A 17,836-nucleotide genomic window follows, 5' to 3' on the forward strand; every position below is an offset into this window, starting at 1 on the left:
GGGAAGAGGTTGGAGGAAGGTGCAGCGTCCGCCCGCCGCCCCCGGGCACAGGAAGCGGCGCTTGCGCCAGATGATCGTGACGGGGCGACCGAACGAGGGGATGTCGACCAGACGCACTACCTGCCGGCCATGGCCTACTCCGACGGCGCCGCAGTCGGGGCACCCGACAGGCCCAGGCTCGGACTCGACGGTCACCTCCAGGTGCTCGTCGACCATGCGCGCATCAAGGACGTACACGTCATCGAGACCGACGAGAACATCGCAGCGGGAACAACGAGACGAAGGTGCGGCGCCAGCGGCAGGCCGGCAGCACCCGATAGGCTCAGACATGGGTCGAGGCCCCTTCGGGATTGGGTGTAGAGGTACTTCCAATCCTTCAGGGCCTCGACCCTCTTGCTCCCTACTGCTTCACCGGCGTGTCGCCCTCACCCACACTCAGATGCGAAGAGCCAGATTCTCAGCCGTCCCAACATTTCTCTTCGAAACAGCCCGAAAATCCCAACATCCCAACATTGCGTCCCAGAATCCCAACTTTCGGCTTGCGCGGCTGTCGCGATGCGGTCCGGATTGACAGGAAACGCCTATACAGATTGACAGAAGTCGGACGCTCAACACGACTTTGCCAAATTAGCTACGAGGGTGAACCGATCTCGGTCGGCTCAGCGCAGGAGTCGAGCCTCGGAACCAAAATCAGGATGACCGACGCATTAGCCCCCACCCCGCGTAGTGAACCAAGGCACCGATCAGCGACCCCAGCGCACCGCCACCGAGGACAGCCAGGGCCATGAACCCGAAAGGTGAGGGTGCATCAGCATGAATAGGTGGGGAAGCGAGCGGGTGGTAGCTGGCTGTGTAGACATTGAACGGCTGAGTGGCGAACCACCACAACCCCGCGGCACCGACGATCCCGCACAAGACACCAAGGCCGAGGAACACCAGCACAGTCGTGATCGCAGCCCTCGGTCGTGGGTTCAAGATCTCTCACTCTGACGTTGGACTAGGTCTGGGCATCGAATCAAGCATTCAGCTCAATCGCACATCCTGGTTCGTGCTGCATTGTGGGCGGAAATCCACTCGATGATGGGCGGCGCCACGACTGAAGTGAATTCCTCCCACCCGGCAAAGTCGGGGTGGGCACCGTCGGAGTCGGCGACGGAGGTGGTCCAGACACTATTGCGGATTAGAGCGTCAAAGGTGGGAACAAAGGGAATGTCCAACTCTTTGCATAGTCTCCCGATTGCCTCAGATCGTGCGGCGCTCCGCTCGTTGAAATCTGGCCATGCCATCGGGGGTGGTCCCACGACGAGCAGTCGACCAATCGGTGTCCGGTCCACCATCTCCCGCAAGGCAGACAGGGTTCCCGCCTCGTCGACTCGCTGCGTGCCGTCTAGTTCCATCACGTCATTGGCGCCGAACTCGCACACGACGACCGTTCCGGACCACGCAGTAAGTCGTCGGTCGACCTCGTCCCAGCGGTCGACAATCATCCGCGAGGTGTCCCCTCTCACGCCCAGGTTCGTGACGTGCAACAACAGACCGCGGCGGCCGGCGGACTCCACTAAGCGCCCTGTCCACCCTCGGCCCGTGGTGTCGCCAAGCCCAGCAACCATCGAGTCTCCGATGGCGCATACGGGAAAGTGATTCAGCTCGTCGACCTTGGCCACTTTTAATATCCTCTGTTGATGTGCTGGGAATCTTCGCACATGCCCAGTTGCTCGTCGCAGGTCTACCGGTCCGGCAGCGCGAGGGTGCGAATTTAAACCTGGTGAAGCAGGTGCCGCCGCGGGATCCACTCTCTCCGGCGAGCGGCATTATTGAGACATGGTCAATAGCCCGAAATAATGCAAGGAGCTCGCGGCTCTAACCTGCACAGATGGGGAATCTTGACAGACATTCTTGACAAGGATCTCCGGGCAAACCCGGGACGTTCCGCAATCAGCGCAGGTCACGGCACACAAACACGCAGTTTGTGGACGCATGCGGATCTTGGCAACTTAACAACTTGTCAATCTGGACTGCATCGCGACAGCGGCATGTCGGTTCTCAATCAGCTTGTCAGTGGGTGGCCGTTCCACCAGTGCGTTGTCACCAGTCTGTCAGCCGTCGATTGTCACGAGTTTGACAGTTTCCGAGCTACTGACACGGCGTGACAACACTAGATCACCAGATCTGCGCGCAGCCCGACCCCGGAGCGCGACTACCCGAGTTGGGCCTAGACGATAGTGTTTGGAGTCATAAGCCTTTCCAGAAGGAGGCGAGCGATGGACGCAACCGATTCGCTGATCCTGACAGTCTCAGTCACCTCGTCAACACTTCTTGGCGGGGGTATCGCCGCGATAATGCCGCGCATCGTCGGAGATGAGCCCAATGCAGTTGTGGGGATTCGGACGAGAGCAACCCAGTCCAGCGACAAAGCGTGGCAGCTGGCTCACCAAGTTTCCCAGCCGATCCTTCGAGGGACTGTGTGGACCGCCGCTGTGGGGTTGTGCATCCAACTCGTCACAGGCGTGGTGACGGGCTTCGTATCCGTTGCCTCGTCCTTTATAGCGGTCGCTGTAGCCCTGTCGACGTTTAGTGTCCTCATCTATGCGGGGTTCAAGGGCGATGCCGCAGCGAGGTCACTCAACCGTTGACCCGTCGAATTGATGACAGATTGTGGCGAGCCGCACGACAGCGCTGTGAGAAATTGACAGACTATTTGAGAACCGACAGGGCTGTCGGTTCTCATCCAACTTGTCAGCTTCGTGCCGATCCAGCAGCACGTTGTCAGCAAATTTTCAGAGGCCGATTGTCACGAAGTTGGCAGAATCCTCGTTCCTGACAGTTTTTCCAGCGTCTCCGAGAGGGCTATTCTTCGTTCGGCTCGACCGACTCCGGAGCCTTCTTTCACAAGAGTGGCTGGTCCCACCCACCTTCGATCCCGAGGTCAAAGGGTTAGCGGTAAACCACCTCGAGGGACCTTCGAAAGCACGTCAATATGACTTGTAATAGCGCCCAGTCTCAGTCGAATTGAGTACGGTCCACGTAATGAATGTCTTGCGAAGCGGCACGCTTCTGTGGATCAACGGCGCCCATGGCAGTGGTAAGACGCATGTTGCCGCTGACCTGGTCCGTCGTGTGCCTCACTCCCACCTCGCCGATCCGGAACATGTTGGGTTCGGCTTACGCCGGATGTATCCGCGAACAGTGAGGCCTGACTACCGAACCCTGGATGCCTGGACCTCTGCCGTCCCATCCACTCTGATCGACATCCTCGATCGCACGGGGGCGACCATCATTGCTCCCCAAACTGTCGCCGACAGCCTTCTCCTATCTCATGTACTCGATCCCGTACGGGAATCGCAGCACCGGGTTGTTCACGTCACGCTGTCACTGCAACTCCACGAACTGCGTAGGCGACTCCGATCTCGTGGCGACGTGATCGCGTCGTACGCCCAGCATCATGCTGACGCCACACTCGATGCGTTATCTGCGCCGGAGTTCGGGGTGCATATCGACACAGGCAACCGGACCGTGCAACAGGTCGCCGACGAAATCGCGAAGGTCGCTGGCCTGGACATTCGACCGGACCGCTCGTTCCCTGCGGCCAGGGCTATCCGTACGGCAGCGCTGCGAGTCTCGGCTATCCGTTCACCTTGGGCCTGAGCAGATCGGGTGCGACTACCAGTCAGCGGCCCGACTAGATTGCGTGCAACAGGCGCTCACCTTCGAGCTTCTCGGCCTATCAGAAAAGTGCCGCCATATGAAGCTGAGAAATCCCTCTAAACGAAGTTGAAGGTCACACCATCACGGCCACGGTGGCTTTCTTTCGAGAGCGTGTCCACCTTAGGAGATCTGGATGCACCGAATCATCAGCTACGCCCCAGAGCACCGGTCTGCGCTACTAGACCTCTCACTCCGGGCTTGGAAACCAGTCTTCCCGATAGTGAGGAACGAAGTGCCGGGTTTCGTGTACAGCGCGTTCTACCCAAATGGGTGGCGCGAAAGGCAGCTCAAGGACCTGTCAGAAGTTCTTGACAACGAACCTGAGAACGTCGATGTCGCGGTTGATGAGGGGCGGCCAATCGGATGGGTGTGCACTCGCTTGCACCCTGACGACAACATGGGCGAGGTGTTTGTCATCGCCGTTGATCCCGACTATCAGCAACGGGGGGTTGGGCGTCATCTCCTGGAGCACGCGTTCGCTCGAGTTCGCGCGGCGGGCATGGCAATGGTGATGGTCGAGACGGGTGGCGATAGCGGGCACGCGCCTGCGCGAAGAGTGTACGAGTCGATCGGCTTCGAGCCGTGGCCCGTAGCGCGATACTTCAAGCAGCTCGATCAGTAGGAGGCGCTCAGGGGCGCACATCCATCTCAACTGCCGAGAGGTTTGTGCCGTCCCCTCGGCTCCTATCTAAATGGGCCATCTTTCCAGGGCGGCGTCACATTCCAGCGAGTGTCGAAACTGCTCGGTGGAGGACCGCTCGCCGGTCACAATGGTCGGGTGAGCCTTACATTGCGTCGCGCTGACGCCTCGGATGCCGACTTTCTTACCGAGATGCTCGTCGAAGCGGCCTTCTGGAGACCTGACGATGTTGGGGGCAGCGTCGCAGGGGTCTTGCGTGAACCGCAGCTTGCCCACTACGTCGTGGGCTGGCCGCGTTACGGGGACCTTGGCGTGGTCGCGCTGTATAAGGGAGCGCCCGTGGGGGCAGCCTGGGTGCGACTGCTCCCGGAGAGCGATCCTGGCTACGGCTACGTCGATGCCGCCACGCCCGAGCTGGCCATGGGGGTCGTGCGGAGTTGGCGCGGACACGGACTTGGGTCCCGACTTCTTGACGCGCTGATCGGGGCCGCACGACAGCAGGGGCTGGCGTCGTTGAGCTTGAGCGTTGAAACAGACAACTTTGCGCTGCATCTCTACGAAAGCGCAGGTTTTCAACAGGTCGCCAAGGTGGGTGAATCGCTAACTATGCTCCTGCGCCTGCAAGATCCCAGTCGGGCTTAGCTGGAGAACGGGGATGCGGTGCCGGTCGTCTTGTCTGTGGTTCACCTAGGGCGTGTCTTCCATAGCTGAGCGGTGACCTGCGAGACCGTGGCCGTATGGGACAGACGAAGTCACGATTTCGCCAGTTCACCGACGAGCAGTGGGAGCGGATAGAGCCCCTGCTGCCCTCCAATGAAGGGCGGCAGGGGCATCCGTTTCGCGACAATCGCAAGGTCGTCGAGGGGATCATCTACCGCTACCGMGCMGGTATTCCCTGGCGGGACCTACCTCGCGAGGAGTTCGGTGCGTGGCAGACCGTGTGGAAGCGTCACGCCCGCTACGCCCGGGACGGGACCTGGGATCGCATCCTGCACGTGATCCTGGCCGATGCCGACGCAGCCGGAAAGATCGACTGGAACGTCTCGGTCGACGCCACCATCTGCCGCGCTCATCAGCACRGCACAAATACAACGCGCCCTGAGCAGGACACAGGGGGCAGGGTCGAATCACAAGAACCGGCCCTTCCGGGACTGTGAACCCGCAGGTCAYGGCATCGGTCGCTCGCGAGGAGGGCTGACCACCAAGATTCACAGTGSYGTCGAYGGCCGCGGCCGACCGCTGGCGAACGTGATCACCGGTGGGCAACGAAACGACGGCGCGATGCTGGCCGAAGTCCTGGCCGACATCCACGTCCCACGCCACGGCAAGGGCCGACCCCGCACCCGCCCCGACGCGGTGATCGCAGACAAGGCCTACTCGTCCGGCACGATCCGACGCCAGCTCCGCAGTCGCGGTATCGCCGCTGTCATCCCGGAGAAAAGCGACACCGTCGCGGCTCGCGGACGCCGCGGCAGCCGCGGTGGCCGACCCCCGAAACTCGACACTGGCCTCTACAAAGACCGAAACGTCGTTGAACGTTCCTTCGCTCTGGCCAAGCAATGGCGAGCGCTGGCCACCCGCTACGACAAACTCGCGATCACCTACCGCGCCGCCGTCACCCTCTGTGCAATTCTCACCTGGCTACGCCGATTGGGAGACACTCCCTAGTGTCGCGTTTCTGAAGTTGGTTTAGGGTTCGCTTTCGCGAGGATCTGTTCGGGAGTTTTAGTCCAGACGAACGGGTGTTTGCGGTCGTTCCAGCCCGTGATGAACTGGCGAATCTTGGCATTGAGGTCCTTGACAGATGTAAAGACRCCACGGCGGATGGCCTGCCGGTCGATGATCCCGAACCAGACTTCCACGAGGTTGAGCCAGGATCCGGACGTCGGGGTGAAGTGCACGTGGAACCGCGGATGCTGTGCCAGCCACACCTTCACCGCCGGGGTCTTGTGGGTCGCGTAGTTGTCCATCACCAAGTGCAGGTCAACCTCCGGGTAGGCGCGGTCGAGTTGACGCAGGAACGCCAGGAACTCCTGATGGCGATGCTTCGGCTTGACCGCGCCGGTGACGTGCCCGGTCGCAATGTCCAACGCGGCGAACAGAGTCGTGGTGCCGTGCCGCTTGTAATCGTGGGTGTGCCTTTCGATGCTGCCGGTGCGCATCGGCAGCATCGGCGCGGYCCTATCCAGCGCCTGGATCTGACTCTTCTCGTCAACACACAASACGATCGCGTTGTCCGGTGGCGCCAAGTACAACCCCACCACGTCGGTGACCTTCGCGACCAGTTCGGGATCGGTGGAGAACTTGAACGTTCCGGCCCGCCAAGGCTGCACCCCGAACTTGCGCCACGCCCTGGCCACGGTGGCGTTACCGATCTTCAGATGATCCGCCAGCAGGCGYGAGGACCAGTGCGTCACCCCGTACTTCTTCGGCGGAGGAGTCAACGTCGTGGTGATGATCTTCTGGTCATCTATCCGCTTCGGCCGGCCAGAGCGCGACTCGTCGAMCAGGCCCGCGATCCCATCCGCCTCATACCTGCCTCGCCACTTCCACACCGTCGTCGGCGTCGTTCGCTCCCGGTCAGCGATCCGAGAGTTCGCCTGACCTTCCGCCGCGAGCAGGATAATCCGCGCCCGCATCGCCAACCCCGACTGGATCGACGTTGACCGCGTCCACGACTCCAACTCCTCGCGGTCACCATCACGAAGAATCAAAGCCGGAGCCGGGTTATTGGGCATGACCCATTCTCCCAAACACCCAAGCATTTAGGAACTAACGACACGCGACACTAGTTGCCAGCCCCTGCCCGACGCCACGTCGCCAACTCCTACAGCGTCCCCGCGCACTCCGATCCCTGCTCTGCAGGCGGCCGCGTGACGAGACTTGACATAGGAGCATCGCGGAGCTGGACCGTCCACAGCGATGAAGGTCGAGTTCATCGACCGTCACAAGGACGAGCACGGTGTCCAGCCGATCTGCGACGCCCTGGCCGAGACCAGTGCCGCGATCGCGCCTTCGTCCTACTACGCCGCCAAGTCCCGGCCGCCGTCAGCGCGGTCGGTTCGTGATGCCGAACTGACGGCCGCGATCACCACGATGTATGAGGAGAACTACCACGTGTATGGCGCCCGGAAGATGTGGAAGGAGATGGGACGCGCTGGCCACGAGGTCGCCCGCTGCACCGTCGAACGACTCATGCGCGCTGAAGGTCTCAAGGGGGTCCAACGGGCCAAGTCCCCGCGGACCACACGCCCGAAGGCTGAGACCGAACGCCCCGCTGACCTGGTGGAACGCAAGTTCTTCGCCGAGCGCCCGAACCTACTGTGGGTTGCCGACATCACCTACGTCCGCACGTACGCCGGGTGGGTGTACGCGGCGTTCATCATCGACGTCTACTCGCGGATGGTCGTCGGCTGGCAGCTGTCCAAGAACCTCTACACCGACTTAGCGCTGGACGCGTTGAACATGGCGATCTGGCAGCGCACACACGCCGGCGACGACCTGGGCGGGTTGATTCACCACAGTGACCGCGGCGTGCAGTACCGGGCGCTGCGCTACACCGAGCGGCTCGAAGAACAGGACCTCGTGGCCTCGGTGGGCTCACGGGGTGACTCCTACGACAACGCCCTCGCGGAGGCGTTCAACTCCCTGTTCAAGGCCGAGCTCGTCCGCAACCGCCACAAGGGGCCATGGCGGGACATCGACGACCTCGAGATCGCCGTCGCCGAGTACATCGACTGGTTCAACCACCGCCGGATTCACGGCGAGATCGGCTACGTCCCACCCGCCGAATACGAAGCACAACACGCGGCGGTCGAACCGTCACCCGAACCCGTCGACGACCTCATCGACGCCAGATAACCACCCTCTACAAAACCCGGGGCTTGACATCGGCCACGGCGGCGTCGGCGATGGTCACCCCCCCATCTCGACGGTGCGGCAGATGGTGTCGGCAAGCAGGCTGGCGGTAGCGTTCAAAGCGGGTCCTGGGGTGTTCGATGCGTGGCGTAGGAACCTGCATCTTCACACGCCCCAGGACCCCTACATCTTGTGCCTCACCGCATCACCGGCGAACCCCAGCTACGCACTCCGAATCCGGAAGAGCCCCTTAAATACCCGGGCCGAGCTGCTGACCGATAAGCAGAAGGTCCGCCTGTTCAAGGCGTTCACCGCCAACGAGGCGCACGCAGTGGTGGAGGTCACATATGGCGTCTACCAGCGGCTCATCGCCGCCTACGAGGCCTCGGGCAAGCGAGAGGGCAAGATCGCGATGTACAAGCTCCTCAAGTCGATCCGGGTCGGTGTGCCCACCGAACTGCCCGAGCTCGCGCAGCTCGGTCGCTCACTGTGGAAACGGCATCGCGAGATCCTCGCTTACTTCGACGTCGGCGCCTCCAACGGGGCCGTCGAGGCCATCAACAGCCGCCTCGAGCACCTGCGCGGGATCTCCCTGGGCTTCCGCAACCTCAAGCAGTACATCTTGCGATCACTCATTCACTCCGGCCGGCTTCAGGACCGGATCAATGCACTCTGATTCTGGAAGAGCCCGTCAAGCAGGGGGGTCCGTGCCGACGCTCGGACCCGTTCCCTCAATCTAATTCGCACTGTCCCGCGGCCGCGAACGCGACTCGTCTTATCGAGAACGTCTAGGTTGGCTTAATAAAATCGCTATTAGAGTGGCGAATCGCAGCTCCAAGTTGGCGCCATGCCTCTCTTCCGAGTGGCGGCGTCCAACCAGCCGACGTAAGCCACGATTCGGCTTGATCCTGTCCGAACCACAGCATCTCAACCCTGCGAGCATTGGCGGCAATTGTGGGGACAAAGGTCCCTACTGTTTCTAGAACGCGACAGAAAGCGCGTGCAACTCCTCGTGGCAAAATTAGCGGGCGCTTTCCACCTAGGAGTTCCATGACGTCTAGCGACGACAGGCCCTCCCATGGGTGGACCACTATCGGGGGCGGAGTTTTCTCGGTGACCGCCAAGAACGCGATCGCAGAAGCGACGTTGCCTATTAATGCCTGCGGGCTGGCCTGATTACCTGGCGCCGCAACGCTCGCGACGGGCGAGGCTGCTATGCGCGCCGTCATGGAAGTGACTCTCCGGTTCAGTGCGTGAACGCTGGGCGGTCGGTAGACGGTGGCTCGGGGAAACTCTCTACGAACTAGACGCTCGCCTTCTGCTTTTGAGAATGCGTAAGAGGAGAATTCTTCTGTCTGGTCTGTTTCGTCGAGGCGCGGTCGGCGCCCCTGAACGACAGCGCTGCTTACGTGAACCAACCGATTGATACCCGCCCGGCCGGCCGCTCGAGCAACTATCGCTGGAGATAAAGCATTGGCCGAGACTAACGCAGCTGGGTCCTGCTCAGATGCGTCAGGGTTGCCCGAACAGTTAATCACCACATCAATTTCTGCCAACTCGGCCACAAGTTTGCTCTCACAATCACAGGGCCAGTGTCCGACACTGAGTTCAGCCGAAATTGGTACTCGAGGAGCCCGCAACGGAATAACTTCGTAACCCTTTTGGAGTAGCGCCTCGCGAACGGCTGAACCGACGAATCCCGATGCGCCTACAATTGCTATCTTCATTGCTTCCCGCTCTCTAATGTGTGCGAAAGTTCTTTACCCAGTGGCGCTTCGCGATATTTCTCACGGAATGAGCATTCGTGAACGCAGTGAGTTTTTGAGCCTCCGACGGGCTGTGCGAAAAACCCCAATCTCTAAATATCCTCAGGATTTCCGGAGAAACTAAGTAGCCGAGCCCGGTTACGATAGCCGTCCTAGGACGGTACGGGGGTCGACAGGCTGTTCCGCACAATATTGACGAGAACGCGACGAAGGAAGCTACGACGGAATGTGACAAACCGAACTCGTGAACGAGCCGTTGATATACGTGCTCTCGATGTGCCTTCGTTATGGCGTCCCGACGAACGATCCTACGCGCAATCGTTGTGCCAGTGTCTGCCAGGTAAGGAACAAGGGGGCCGATAACGGACAGGCTTCCTGGCAGGCACAGTTGTTTCCGAGAAAAAGTGCTCTCGATGGTTGTTACCGCAATCGCGGCTCCGAGCAGGTAACTCCCGGTATCGCCTAAAAAAATCAAAGCTCTCGGGGAGTTATACGGCAGAAAACCCGCCCCCATCCCGGCTACAAGCAACCCTTGGGTTCGTTGCTGCGGCGTCAGTGTATCGTCAGAACCGACACAGCAGCCCCAGGCGAAGGCGGTGCCCCCGCTTATGCCGTTGATCCCGTCCATGAAGTTGAACGCGTTTACAATTGCCGGGAAGGCGACAGCGCCAAAAACAGAGCCCGGCCGCCCACCGGCTCGCGCGCCGACCGCCGCGCCAATTAGAATTTGGCCGCCGAGCCTGGGGAGCGGCGACAAGCCGCGAACGTCGTCGACCCACCCGATGCCTCCGAGAACCGCACTGGCGGCTATCCACTCCCGCGATGGGCCGTCGACGAGAATGCGGGCGACCACCGATCCGCTCGCGCCGCCGACAGCGCAGGCAAGCCCCCCGCCTCGGGGCGTCGGAACCGAGTGGGACGATCGTTCGTTTGGGTGGTCTAGGTTCTCCCTGTGTAGGAGCCAGGACCGAACCAGAGGCATGATGCCAGCGGTCGGTATCGCCGCGGCCAAGAACGGGATCATCGGTGAGAGGCGCACGCAGCCATGGTCTCATATGTAGTATGCAGTCGGCGTACGAAAAAGATCTACCTCCCGAAGTGGGCGACGTCGTCCCCGGCGAAATCGGCCGCTATCCGCGGAACTAGCCGGGCGCACGGTCCGGGGGCGGTAACGGGCGCACAACGGTATCGTGCAACGAGGGTTGCGGCTTGTAACTTCTGGTGCCACAGTCAGAGGTGAAAGACACGTACCTATTGATCTCTCCGAGACTGGTAGCGAACTCTTATCAATCGCATCTGCTCTATCGTCAGGAAGCTAGTGACTAGAAATTCTACACACGGCCGCGAAGAAGTGTCGGTGCATTCACCGAGTGTAATTTTTGGCGTGACAACCGGTGTGGTGGTGCGTAGTTTTTTTGACGGTTTGCTAAGTTCGCTCAGAGCTGAAGGATGGACAGTTTCGCTACTTGCGACTTCGGAAGCGAGGGCGGACGAATTTGCAAAGAGCGAGGGTGTGGACTTCTTGCCGATCGATACGGCGAGAGACCCATCCCCCCTCTCCGACCTGAAAACGCTGCTGTTACTCGTAGGCATCCTAGCGCGGAGGAGGCCCGATATAGCGGTCTGGGGAACCCCCAAGATTGGGCTGCTGGGCACACTAGCCAGTCGGTTTTGCGGTGTTCGGTGCGTATACGTCCCGCATGGGCTGAGATACCAGTCTGAGTCGGGGGCGAAGAAGCTAATATTAAAAGGGTTTGAAAGCGCCTCTGCCAGGCTCGCTAACGCCGTCGTGACTGTAGGGCATGAGGTCAGGAGCGCCATGATTGCTGATCGCATTGCGAGTGCCTCAAAAATTCGAGTCCTCGGCTCAGGTTCGGCGAACGGCGTCCCGATGCCAACGAAATTCCAAAACGCGCGAGAGCATCTAGGCCTGCGTTCTGGTAGCTTTGTGGTCGGGTTTGTCGGCCGAGTAACGCGGGATAAAGGGGTCTCGGAGTTGCTTCGTGCCTGGAGTAAGTTCCGGAACGACTACCCAGAAAGTACCCTGTTGATTGCGGGGATGTTAGAGCCGGACGCCCGGTCCGGTTTGCTAAACGACCAGTTAAAGAACACCCCTGGTATCCGAGTGCTGGGGCACCTTGACGACTTAGCTTACATCTATTCTGCAATCGACGTTCTACTCTTGCCGAGCTACCGGGAAGGACTCCCGACTGTCGTACTAGAGGCGGGGTCGTACGGTGTCCCCTGCATCGTTTCAGACGCGACGGGAGTGTCGGAGCCGATTGTAGACGGCAAGACTGGCTTGGTTGTCAATGCCGGGTCGGTAGAAGGCATCTTAGCGGCGCTTAACAAACTTGCGCGTGATTGCGACTTAAGAATCCGTATGGGCAACGCGGCAGCCGACCACGTTCGAGCACATTTCGACAGAGATATGGTGCAGTCGATGTGGCGAGAGTTCCTTAGGTCGGAAGTGCAAGCGGCGTCGACTGGGTCAAAGGCGTTGTCTCTATTTCGGCCACCCGAGCCATACGCGTGAGTCATTGTCCTCGATCACGCGTCGCTCAACCGTACGTCATACTTCGTCAGTACCTGAAAAATACCGATCCACATGTTCCTCATCGTTATGCCGGAAGGCGGTCCAAAGTGGCTGGGAAAAACGTGGCCATTGGTCCTGCGAACTACGCTGGTCAAGCACACATGTGGGCGCGTGCGTACAGTGAGTACACGGAAGGTGCAGCGATTTCGTTTGGATACTCGGCACAGAGCGACAGTTTTGAATATCCGCTTGACCTCGAGATAGGAGATTTGAAGGCAGTCGCGAAATCGAGAACTGGCGACGCAATCCGTATGCTCCGGAGTTCGGATGCGCTTGTGCTTGACGGCTTCCTAACCATCTCAGGTTCTTTGCGGACCGGCTCAGTTCGGCGGGATATCGAAATTGCCAGGGAGTCATTCGGGAAAGTAGGGTTGGTCTCACATGGCACCGACACCAGAAATCCGATTAGCCACATTAGGCGAGTGCCCCATTCCTTCTACGCTGATGTGTCTAAGCGTTATCTTCTTCGGTGTATTTGGCAGAGTGCCAGGAACAGGAGGATTGCGCGGTCTTTCGAAGGCCCCGTTTTTGTCTCCACCCCGGATCTATTGTTGGATAATCCCGGTGCGACTTGGTTGCCGGTGGTTGTCGATACGGACAAGTGGCATACTACGCGGCCGACCTTGGCTGCGGCTGTTCCTCGCGTTTTGCACGTTCCGAGCAGGAGTAGTCCGCCAATAAAAGGTAGCCGCTACATTGAGCCGGTACTCGAAAAAATGGCGAGTGAGGGTATAATCGATTGGGTTAGTGGTCCGCGCCGCAAACATTCAGAAATGCCACAGCTTGTGAAGTCTGTAGACGTCGTTGTAGACCAAATTCAGAGTGGTTCGTACGGCGTCGCTGCGGTCGAAGCTATGGCCGCAGGTCGCGTAGTGGTTGGCGGAATCGCTCGCGAGGTTCGCGAAGAAGTTGGAGCGACTATACCGATTGTTGATTCAAATCCTGTCGAGTTTGAGTCGACGTTGTGGGAGATCATTACCAACAGAGAGTTGTACATAGGTCTCGCATCCAGCGGTATAGATTTCGCGAATCAGCTGCACAGTGGACGCTTATCTGCCAAGGTGCTTCGACAGACCCTGTTCTCCGACGGCGGCGCTGGCGCGTGAATAAAGCGCGCGGTCTTGGGTCAGCATCTGCCCTCGCGATGCTTAGTTCCGGCGTGAATGGGTTATCGAGATTTTCGATCAATTGGCTGATTGGACGAACCGCAGGGGCCACTGCGCTGGGCGACTTCACTTCCGGGCTTGCGGTAGCCCAATTTATGGCGATTCTAGGCCCCAACTCAGCGGGTACCGCCGCTGCGAAATTCTCTGCGCATTCTAGTCTGCCTGATGACGACTTAGCTTTGGAAGCGCGGGCTGCGAGCGCGCATCTGACGTTGCGTATGCTTCAGCTCGTCCCGTTTATTGCGGCTGCTGCTGCGGCATTGACTTACTTCTCGTTTCGGTTCTCAATTGCCGAGGCGTCGGCAGTGGCTGTGGCAGTTGCGGGACTAGCTACGTGGGCGCTGGGTCGAGGGGTGCTCTATGGCCGGCAAGATTTCGGTCGAGCATGCGCAGTGGAGGTAGGTCTGTCGATGTCGTCGCTGGCCGCGGTCGGCATCGCGATGACAGGGGGTATGTCGGGAGCGGAACTCTTACTTCCTGCCGCTGGTTTGCATCTTATCTATGGAGTGTTTCTAGTAGAACCACTGATTAATCGTCGACCTCTGGCGCCGAGCGTGCGTAAGGAGATTGATGTCTTCGTTCTCTACGCAACGGCTGGCACCATCGCAAGCGCCGGATTCCTTTACATTGTTCAGTATTCACTTCGGACGTTAGTGGGCTCGGAGCAATCTGGACTTTTTGCGGCCGCCATGACTTTGTCTACGCCTTTCCTTATGGTAATTACCGCGTTCAACTCGGTCTTCTATCCGCGCCTGTCGTTATTGTGGAGACAAAAGCGGTTCGCCAGATATTCCTCGATTACTGACAGAATCTCGCGGATAATTGCTTCATTGATACTGTTTCCTGTTGTCATCGTTATTGTAGTTGCAGAGGGATTGACCGTTTTAGTGTGGGGGAACTCGTTTGAAGGTTCTGGTGTTCTGCTGCAACTATTTATTGTTGCCGTCTTCGCGAAGGGCGTGTCTGCGGTTCCTGTCGCCTCTCTGACCGCCGGCCCGCCTAACGGCATGCGGGTGTCTGCTATCTCATCAGTTCTTGGTAGTCTAATCGGGGTCGCGGCCCTCTTGGTCTTAGTGGGCCCTTATGGGGCAGTTGGTGCCGCTGTCGCGTATCTGGTGGCCACTATCGCTATATCCCTGATTCCGGTTGTTATTGTGAGCCGAACCTACAATTTCCGGTGGTCGAAGAACGGCCTCAAGTACCTGTTCGCGATTTTGGCAGCGTTAGTGATTTCCTTTGCCGACGAGAGCGTGCCAATATACGCCGCCGTGCTCGGAGGTGCGATGATATGGCTGCTAGTAGCTCTTCCCGAATTGAAAGAGGTGGCCGCCACGTTGTTCAAAAGTGCCCGGTGATCGCTGGCTGTCCTTCGGCGCTCGAAATTCTGGTCGGGCGCCCCGAGGCTGGCGGGCGTGATTCGTCTGCCCTAGATCGAGCGTGGGGCGATAGAGCGTGCGGGGTGGCCCCGTTTGGCGTGATCACCCCCCCGGCCCCGTTTCGCCTGGCTTGGCAGAACTCACCCGACAGCTGTGCCGCCTCGTCCGCCGCGAACATCGCGCCGTAAGAGCTGGTGTGCGGCCGTGCGCCGTCCTGGATCGGGGTGTTTACGCCGTCGAATGGGCAAGGGTCCCGTGTGTTCCGCAGGTAAGGCACCCGGTACCGCGGTTTTCCGGCGTCGGCGGTGTAGACGGGGTGCCGAAATCCACTAGCGAAGCGTAGACGCGGCCCTCGACGGGCAGGTGCGCGGTCACCGCGGATCTGGCGGGATAAGCCCGGGCATCGGCGGAGATCGGGTCCCGGAGCGGGCTACGGGGGTTGGACGGCTCCGCGGCGGTCGTCCGGCGATGCGGCCGGGACTGGGCCCATCTCCACGGAGCCTGTCAGAATTCCTGAAAATGCGGGTGGTCAGAGGTAGGGGCTGATGCGGTCGGGGTAGGCGGCCTGACCCGCCGCGTTGATTTCGGACAGCGGAGTTGATGGTTTCTCTACGCTGCCGTTGCCGGCTGGAGGCCAGCGTAGTGCACCTCGTTCGGGCGCTTGTAGCCGAGCGCTGAATGGCGTCGTCGGGTGTTGTAGAACCCCTCGATGTAGCTGATGACGTCGCGCCTGGCCTGCCGCTTCGTGGCGTAGACGGTGCGGTGGACGCGTTCGTTCTTGAGCGCGGAGAAGAACGACTCTGCCATCGCGTTGTCCCAGCACACGCCCGTTCTGCCCATCGAGGAACGCATCCCCAGGTCCGTTTCCAGCTTGCGGTAGTCGCCTGAGGTATAGACGCTGCCGCGGTCGGAATGGAAGATCGCCCGCGGCTCGATCACCGTCGTCGCGGCAGCGTTCTTCAGCGCCGTCTCAACGAGCTCGGTGCGCATGTGATCGGCGATCGACCAGCCCACGACCTTCTTGGAGTAGCAGTCGATCACCGTCGCCAGGTAGACGAACCCCTGCCACGTGTGGATGTACGTAATATCTCCGACGAACTTGACGCCGGCGCGATCGGCGGTGAAGTCGCGTTCCACCAGGTCAGGCATGTCGGCTGCAGCAGCGTCGTCAGCTTCAGTGGTGACCCGAAATGGCCTCGGCTGGCAGGCCACCAGGCCTTCGGAGCGCATGATCTGACGCACCAACTCCGGTGAGCACTCGGTGCCCTCGTCGACCAGGTCGGCGTGGATCCGCCGATACCCGTACGTGCCGTCGGTGGCGGCGAAGAAGTGCCTCACCCTGGCCGTCAGCGCCTGTCTGCGGGCCGCGGTGGCCGAGGTCGGGCGCGAGAGCCAGTTGTAGAACCCAGAGGTCGACACGGCCAGCCAGGCGCACATCTTGTAGAGCGGGTTGGTCTCGGACGGGTCGTTCCTGCAGGAGTCGATGTACTCGTATCGGCTCACGGTCGCTGCTCCCGCGCGAAGTAAGCCGCCTTAGATTCAAATCGTCAATGCAACAGGGCGGCGTAGCGTTCGGCGGGAGTGTCGTAGTCGAGGGTTTTCCGGGGCCGGTTGTTCAATCTCTCCGCGATTCGGTGCAAGTCAGCCTGGGAGTAGCCGTTCATGCTTGTCTTCTTCGGAAAATACTGACGAAGCCAGCGATTGGTGTTCTCGTTGGTGCCGCGCTGCCAGGGCGAGTGTGTGTCGGCGAAGTACACGCTGATCCCAGTGCCGGCGGCGACGTCTTTGTGTCCGGCCAGCTCCATGCCGCGGTCCCACGTCAGGGAGCGAGACATCGTCTCCGGGAGCGCCGACAGCTCCCGGCACAGTCCTTCAGTAACAGAGGACGCATGGCGTGAGTCGACCTGGACTAAGCAGGTGTAGCGGCTGGAGCGTTCCACGACGGTGGCGATCTGGGACTGCTGTGATCCGATGATCAGGTCGCCTTCCCAGTGCCCTGGTACAGCGCGGTCCGCGGCCTCGTCTGGACGGGCATGAATCGACACGGCGTCTTTGATCTGCGAGCGCCACTGGCCGGTGGTGGTGTTGCTGACGGCACGACGGATCGGCCTACCGGTGCGTAGTTGCTTCTGTAGCGACTTGTCCAGCACGTTCCAGGATTGGATGTACAGCGACCGATAGATCGCCTCGTGCGAGATCAACATCCGCGATCCGGCTGGGTACTGCTTCTTCAACCGTCCAGCGATCTGTTCCGGAGACCATTCCTCTTTCAGGCGTGCAGCGACGTAGCCGCGCAGTACAGGGTTGGTGGCCAGCTTGGGCTTTTGAGGGCGTCTGGCCCGTCGCCAGGCGCGGTCGTCGGCGTCAATGGCGCGGTAGCTCTTCCTGCCCTTGTTCTGTCCGACTTCTCGGCTGATCGTCGAGGCTGGACGTCCCAGCTGGCGACCGATCTGGCGGTACGAGTCGCCCGCCGCCAGACCGCGGGAGATCTCCTCCCGATCGGACAGACTCAATGTCCCCGCCCGGCGCTTCTGCGGCGGCTGATAGATCCCGCCCTTGGGCCGCAGGATCGAAAACACCGAACCCGGCGGCGAGTCGACCGATCGTGCGATCTCACTGATCGACGATCCCGATTTCCACATATCCCAGACCCGCTGCCGTTCCTCCGGCGGCAGTCCGGGTCGGCCGATCTTGGCCATCGTCCACCTCCACCATGAATTGCTTGGTGT

11 protein-coding genes and 3 pseudogenes are annotated in these 17,836 nt (G+C 60.3%); 9 read left to right on the forward strand and 5 right to left on the reverse strand.

Annotated elements, in window-relative coordinates; genetic code table 11:
* Both G6R20_RS16945 and G6R20_RS16950 read right to left on the reverse strand, forming a co-directional pair.
* Positions 1–237 (reverse strand): transposase family protein (locus G6R20_RS16945; protein ID WP_163377095.1); only part of this gene is annotated, 237 nt, incomplete at its 3' end.
* 791 nt (positions 238–1,028) lie between these two features.
* Positions 1,029–1,664 carry a GDSL-type esterase/lipase family protein gene (locus tag G6R20_RS16950; protein WP_240341543.1) on the reverse strand — a complete coding sequence of 212 codons (636 nt, stop codon included), beginning with the start codon at positions 1,662–1,664 and terminating at the stop codon, positions 1,029–1,031.
* 597 nt (positions 1,665–2,261) lie between these two features.
* On the opposite strand from G6R20_RS16950, the gene G6R20_RS16955 reads away from it, so the two are divergent.
* The 5 genes and pseudogenes from G6R20_RS16955 to G6R20_RS16975 all read left to right on the forward strand — a co-directional run bounded on the left by G6R20_RS16955 (position 2,262) and on the right by G6R20_RS16975 (position 6,013).
* Positions 2,262–2,633, forward strand: a complete 372-nt coding sequence (locus tag G6R20_RS16955) for an SdpI family protein (protein WP_132063777.1) — start codon at positions 2,262–2,264, stop codon at positions 2,631–2,633.
* A 394-nt stretch (positions 2,634–3,027) separates the two neighbouring features.
* Entirely contained in the window at positions 3,028–3,645 is a 618-nt protein-coding gene (locus G6R20_RS16960) for an AAA family ATPase (protein WP_163377096.1), read from the forward strand.
* A gap of 280 nt (positions 3,646–3,925) precedes the next feature.
* Positions 3,926–4,327 carry a GNAT family N-acetyltransferase gene (locus G6R20_RS16965; RefSeq protein WP_240341544.1) on the forward strand — a complete coding sequence of 134 codons (402 nt, stop codon included), beginning with the start codon at positions 3,926–3,928 and terminating at the stop codon, positions 4,325–4,327.
* A 108-nt stretch (positions 4,328–4,435) separates the two neighbouring features.
* Positions 4,436–4,987, forward strand: a complete 552-nt coding sequence (locus tag G6R20_RS16970) for a GNAT family N-acetyltransferase (protein WP_205475937.1) — start codon at positions 4,436–4,438, stop codon at positions 4,985–4,987.
* A 95-nt stretch (positions 4,988–5,082) separates the two neighbouring features.
* A pseudogene (locus G6R20_RS16975) lies at positions 5,083–6,013 on the forward strand (IS5 family transposase).
* Here the strand turns inward: G6R20_RS16975 and G6R20_RS16980 are convergent.
* Positions 6,010–7,083 carry an IS630 family transposase gene (locus G6R20_RS16980; protein ID WP_163377098.1) on the reverse strand — a complete coding sequence of 358 codons (1,074 nt, stop codon included), beginning with the start codon at positions 7,081–7,083 and terminating at the stop codon, positions 6,010–6,012. The pseudogene G6R20_RS16975 and the gene G6R20_RS16980 overlap by 4 nt on opposite strands.
* Before the next feature lie 184 nt (positions 7,084–7,267).
* On the opposite strand from G6R20_RS16980, the gene G6R20_RS16985 reads away from it, so the two are divergent.
* From G6R20_RS16985 to G6R20_RS17015, 4 genes and pseudogenes are all read left to right on the forward strand, one after another.
* Positions 7,268–8,206 (forward strand): IS3 family transposase, encoded by a 939-nt coding sequence (locus tag G6R20_RS16985; RefSeq protein WP_163377099.1) that lies wholly within the window; start codon positions 7,268–7,270, stop codon positions 8,204–8,206.
* Positions 8,207–8,453: 247 nt separating this feature from the next.
* A pseudogene (locus G6R20_RS16990) lies at positions 8,454–8,879 on the forward strand (transposase); the annotation flags it as partial.
* A gap of 4,459 nt (positions 8,880–13,338) precedes the next feature.
* Positions 13,339–13,671, forward strand: a complete 333-nt coding sequence (locus G6R20_RS17010) for a glycosyltransferase (protein WP_163377103.1) — start codon at positions 13,339–13,341, stop codon at positions 13,669–13,671.
* Positions 13,668–15,086, forward strand: coding sequence for a lipopolysaccharide biosynthesis protein (locus G6R20_RS17015; RefSeq protein ID WP_163377104.1), 1,419 nt, complete (start codon positions 13,668–13,670; stop codon positions 15,084–15,086). The genes G6R20_RS17010 and G6R20_RS17015 overlap by 4 nt, the downstream gene beginning before the upstream one ends.
* Positions 15,087–15,716: 630 nt before the next feature.
* On the opposite strand, the pseudogene G6R20_RS17020 reads toward G6R20_RS17015, so the two are convergent.
* Positions 15,717–16,640 (reverse strand): annotated as a pseudogene (locus G6R20_RS17020) (IS3 family transposase); the annotation flags it as partial.
* A gap of 14 nt (positions 16,641–16,654) precedes the next feature.
* Complete coding sequence (locus G6R20_RS17025; RefSeq protein ID WP_163377105.1) at positions 16,655–17,806, reverse strand: IS30 family transposase; 1,152 nt, start codon at positions 17,804–17,806, stop codon at positions 16,655–16,657.
* Positions 17,807–17,836: the final 30 nt, after the last annotated feature.

The organism is Dietzia sp. Alg238-R159, assembly GCF_900537145.1.
Lineage (GTDB): Bacteria > Actinomycetota > Actinomycetes > Mycobacteriales > Mycobacteriaceae > Dietzia > Dietzia kunjamensis.